We start from the raw sequence: 4,345 nt of genomic DNA on the forward strand, positions 1-4,345 counted from the left end.
AGACGACACTCGGGCCCTCGGCCTGCCCACCCTCAGCCCACGGCACGAAAACGGTCCACCGACTCCGTCGGCGGACCGTCACGAAACTTCGAGGTGAGGGACCCCTTGTCCCCACCGGGGACGAAAAGTGCCAGGTCCAGCACGACACCGGCGGACTGGAGGACCTCGATGGTCACCGAGCCGTTCTCGTCGGCCACGTGGATTCCGGCTTCGTTCTCGTCGTCGGGAAGGCAGGAGACCTCTTCCTGGAATACGGTTCGCGCCGTGATCGAGCCGCCCTCGAAATCCTCACCGGACTTCGTCAGAAAAGCAGGGACATAGCATTCAGGAAGTTTGAGTTCTGCGGTGTCGGCGGAAACGAAGATCCTGTCCTTCACGCCGAGCTTCGTCACCTCTTCCAGCGAGAGGCGGCGAGCGGCGATCTTCTCCGTGTTCACGATTTCCCTTTCAGGTTGCACTGTCCCTCCGAGTGAGGACGCTATCACGAAACTCTGAGGTCAACTGCCCAGTAATCTCTGGGTAAATGGCCTCCGGTGATCTGTGCGGGAGGCTATTGAAGCGAGCGCCACTCGGTCGGGAACAGGCGTCCGCCAAGTAGTATCCCCGTCGTGGTGTTGGAGATCAACTGGCGATTGCATTTCGGTGCGTTGGGTGACACGAGGGAATCGAAAGGGGGTTTACGGTAGATATCACCCATATCGCCTTCGAGGGGCCGGCGGCGAGGTAAGGCGATCGATTCGTCGCGCATCTCGAAGAGCGCAACGGAAACCAACCGGGTGGTCCGACAACGCAACAACGGAGACCCCCCACCGGCAACATCTGGCTGGAGCGCGAACCGGAAGTCGCGTACTGCCGCGCCCGCTTCGGTCAGGACTTCGGCGTAGTCGGCCGACGCCAGGTTGCTGACGTAAGGGAACCCGCACGCCCCACCCCGCTGTCGCCCGACTGCGCGAGTTGCCCGTGCCGCCCGTCTCCGGCGGCGGCGTGGTGGACTGGGCAGAAATCGCGGAGAGGGCACACCTGGCGTTCCCGGCCGACTACCGCGAGTTCGTGGGGACGTACGGCGCCGGCGAGATCGACGAGTACCTGTCCGTCAGCACGCCGCCGGTCCCCGGGTCCCCGTACGGGGATCTCCTGGACAGAGTCGGTCCCGCCCTTCCGCACCTCAAAGAGTTGAGCACTCTCTTGCCGATGGGCACCGCACAATTCGGAAAGGCGCTTCCTCGGTCCAGCGTGGCAGCATGCGGCAATGGTCTCTCGACACCCCGACGGCGACTACACGATCACCGCGATGTACTCCGTGTCCGATGACGCCTGGTATCTGGAACTGGATCTCGTGGCCGGGCAGCGGACTCTCGTGACGGCGATCGTCCCTGACGAGGATCCGGCAAGGGAGCCAACGGTGTGCTTCAACCCGCACGCAGGGCACGCTGACGTCCCGTACGAGGTCGCGCGCTGGTTCATGCACCAGGTCGATGAAGAGATCCGTACCTCCCGTGCCTGGATGCGGCTAAGGCCGGAGCTCGTCGAGATCATCTACCAACTTCGTCAGGAGCACATGGGTCTCATCGACGACGACTTTCTCCAGGTTCTGGCGGACGTGCGCACCACCGTCCCCCGGGAAGACCTCCCCGCCGTTCTGGAGGCCGCCTTCGGGCGGAACCCCGACGGCACCACCACGGACCACCTGCGAACGCCCCAGCCTGTGAACGGTCAAGGAGACAGGGACTGGATCGTGGTCAACGGCCAGCAGGCGTAGATGGATCCTCACGATCTGGCCATCGTGACCTACGGCGACGAGATCGTCAGCGGCGCCCGCCCCGCCGCTGACCGAGGTGAGGCCGCAGAAGCACCGCCTCGGCGTGCTCGTGGCGGAACTGGCGCCGGCGAAGGTGGCCGAGTTCGGTGAGGAGTGGCCCGTGCGTCGGCTGGAGCTCTGGCCGGACGTGGTGGTCCGCGAATCCCGCGCAGCCGTGCCCACACCGGAGACGCTGCAGCGGGACGTTGCGGACCCTGGCAGTCAACCACCAGGTCACGCGGCAAACGGGCACGGCAGTCATCCGCCGGTCGCACCACTTCGTCGGCCGTCGCACGGAGCGGAGTCAGCTCTCGGAGCGATGCTCGGGGCCCCCGTGGCCGGGATCTTCATTACTGAACGGGCCGAACAGCACACCGAAGCCGAGGACCGCCGATGATGCAGCCCCTGCACGCCCAAGACCCCGCTCCCATCCGCCCCGGACGAATACGCGTCGCGTGGCGGGCGGCCCACGAGCCCGTTGCCGGAGTGTCGCGACGGATGCGACTGGTGGCCTACGCCGTTCCGTTGACCGTCCTTCCTTCCAGTATCTGGCGGCTTCCGGCCGCGTTCGGCGACGGTCTCGGACTCGGCGAACGGGCGTACGTCGTCTCCCTGTCGGTCCTGTCGGAAATCTTCGCGTTCACCGCGATCGGTCTGATCGCCCGCTGGGGTGAGGTGTTCCCGCGGTGGATACCGTTCCTTCGCGGCCGCCGGGTTCCGCGAAGGGCAGCCGTCCTCCTGGCCGCCATCGGGGCCGCGAGCCTCACCCTCCTGTTCAGCCTTCTGCTCATCGCCTCCGAGGTCAGGGGTACCACGATCCGAGGAGGTGACGACCTGCCGGCCGACTACCCCAGCCAAGCCGGCGGCTGGGAAGCTGCCTGGTTCCATTTCTGCTACGCGCCGCTGATCCTGTGGGGGCCGCTGCTGGGCGTGCTGGCCGTCGCATACTGGAAACGCCGTTCCGCGGCCGAGAGGACACCTGTGGCGGCATGAGATCGCCGTCGGCTTCCGATGCCCCGCGGGAGATCAGGGCCGTAGCGGACAAGGACACCTTGATCCGGCCAAGTCGCCCTTCGGCGTGGCCCGTTGCCGGACGGTCCAGTGCCGCTCAGAGCGCCGAGTCTGTCCTGTTCGATGCCTGAAGTGGGCATTTTTGTAGGACAGGTGTTTCCATTACGCCGCTCGAAGATCATTTGCGGCTCGATCCGCCGGGGGGAACGACATCGGCGGGTCGCGTGCCGCGACCATGGAAAGTACACAGATGAGAACCACCTGGCATGCCGCAGGCATAGCCATGCTGACCGCCACCGCCGTGCTCCTGGCCTCGCCGAACGTCGCCGTCGCAACGGGCGGGACCAGCCCCGCGGACGCGGAGGCGGAGCGCGCTGTCTCCGGGCTGCTGGAGGCGGTCGACCAGCTCACGGCCCACCCGATCAAGGAGGCGGAGAGCGTCGACGCGGCACAGACCGCCGCACGGATGCAGGACCACCGGGTCGAGGTCCTGCAGATGCGCACGGAGACCGACACCGTCTTCGCGCGCCGCACGACTACGAGACCGGCTTCACCATCCCCGCGGGGATGAAGGCCGTGACGCACGACGACGGCTCGGTCTCGCTCTACGCGGCGGGCGACGACAACGCCGAGAAGGCCCCCGCGTCGGACGCCGCCGGCTTCTTCGACGCGCCCTGGGCCAAGGACGCCGCCGGCAACGACGTGCCGACCGGCTACAAGGTCGTGGGTGACAAGCTCGTCCAGCACGTCGACTTCGACACGAACAGCTCCTTCCCCATCGTGATCGACCCCTCCTGGTGGTCCACCACGAAGAAGATCGCCAAGTGCGCGCCGGCGGTGTCCGGTTTCATCTTCACCTTCACGCCCGCGGGCAGCTCCAAGCGGGTCCTGACCGCCGTGAAGCTGGTGAAGAGGATCGGGGTCAAGAAGACCGCGAAGCTCATCCAGACCTATGCCAAGCGCCGCAAGCTGACCTCGGCGCACCGCAAGGCGGTCGCGGCCCTGCTGGGCATCCCGGCACTGAAGAAGGCCTGCAAGTTCTGATCATGGAGGACCAGTGATTGCGATAGCGGCGGTCCTCGCGGGCATCGCCCTGATCCTGACGCACCGCGTACGCGCGTCGCCGGAGTCGGCGAAGTACACGCCGTGGCCCTACATGGCCGCGGGACTCGCGGGATGCGCGGCAGGCTGGCTCGTCATCGGCCGGCCGGAGGCCGCCTGGGACGACCTGTTCCTGACGCTGGTCTGCGGCGTGGTCGTCACCTCCGAGGCCGCTCATGCGGCCCGGGCCCTGTCCGGGCGGACGTGGGCGGGCTGGGCGACGGCCGTAGTGAGCGGAGCGGCAGCGGCCACCTGGCTCCTGCCGGACCCTCTGCCGTTCACCTGACACGCCACCTCGGCCACTGAGCCAGGCAGGCCCCGCCCCCGCGGGGGGGGGGGGGGGGGGGGGGGGGGCGCCCCCGGGGGGGGGGGGGGGGGCGGGGGGCCCCCCCCGCCCCCCCCCCCCCCCCGCGGGGAGTGGATAGAACACCAAGG

Annotated in this window: 5 protein-coding genes and 1 pseudogene; 5 read left to right on the forward strand and 1 reads right to left on the reverse strand. The window is 67.6% G+C overall.

The features are described from left to right. Positions 1 to 83: 83 nt before the first annotated feature. A pseudogene (locus ACH4F2_RS35105) lies at positions 84 to 437 on the reverse strand (hypothetical protein); the annotation flags it as partial. 812 nt (positions 438 to 1,249) lie between these two features. On the opposite strand from ACH4F2_RS35105, the gene ACH4F2_RS35110 reads away from it, so the two are divergent. The 5 genes from ACH4F2_RS35110 (at position 1,250) to ACH4F2_RS35130 (ending at position 4,196) form a co-directional block, all read left to right on the forward strand. Beyond that, entirely contained in the window at positions 1,250 to 1,759 is a 510-nt protein-coding gene (locus ACH4F2_RS35110) for a hypothetical protein (RefSeq protein WP_398136736.1), read from the forward strand. A gap of 564 nt (positions 1,760 to 2,323) precedes the next feature. Further along, a complete protein-coding gene (locus ACH4F2_RS35115) occupies positions 2,324 to 2,791 on the forward strand; it encodes a hypothetical protein (protein ID WP_398136737.1) in 468 nt (155 codons plus the stop codon). A 268-nt stretch (positions 2,792 to 3,059) separates the two neighbouring features. Continuing rightward, positions 3,060 to 3,380: a hypothetical protein gene (locus ACH4F2_RS35120; protein ID WP_398136738.1), complete on the forward strand. Its 321-nt coding sequence runs from the start codon at positions 3,060 to 3,062 to the stop codon at positions 3,378 to 3,380. A gap of 5 nt (positions 3,381 to 3,385) precedes the next feature. Continuing rightward, positions 3,386 to 3,853: a hypothetical protein gene (locus ACH4F2_RS35125; protein ID WP_398136739.1), complete on the forward strand. Its 468-nt coding sequence runs from the start codon at positions 3,386 to 3,388 to the stop codon at positions 3,851 to 3,853. Between the two features lie 13 nt (positions 3,854 to 3,866). Further along, positions 3,867 to 4,196, forward strand: coding sequence for a hypothetical protein (locus ACH4F2_RS35130; protein ID WP_398136740.1), 330 nt, complete (start codon positions 3,867 to 3,869; stop codon positions 4,194 to 4,196). Positions 4,197 to 4,345 lie beyond the last annotated feature (149 nt).

Origin of the sequence: Streptomyces sp. NPDC017890, from assembly GCF_044328675.1 — a bacterium.
Classification (GTDB): domain Bacteria; phylum Actinomycetota; class Actinomycetes; order Streptomycetales; family Streptomycetaceae; genus Streptomyces.

Bases quoted from the DNA above. Each gene is read 5' to 3' on its own strand.
- ACH4F2_RS35110 (WP_398136736.1), top strand. From the start codon at position 1,250: ATGGTCTCTCGACACCCCGACGGCGACTACACGATCACCGCGATGTAC.
- ACH4F2_RS35120 (WP_398136738.1), top strand. From the start codon at position 3,060: ATGAGAACCACCTGGCATGCCGCAGGCATAGCCATGCTGACCGCCACC.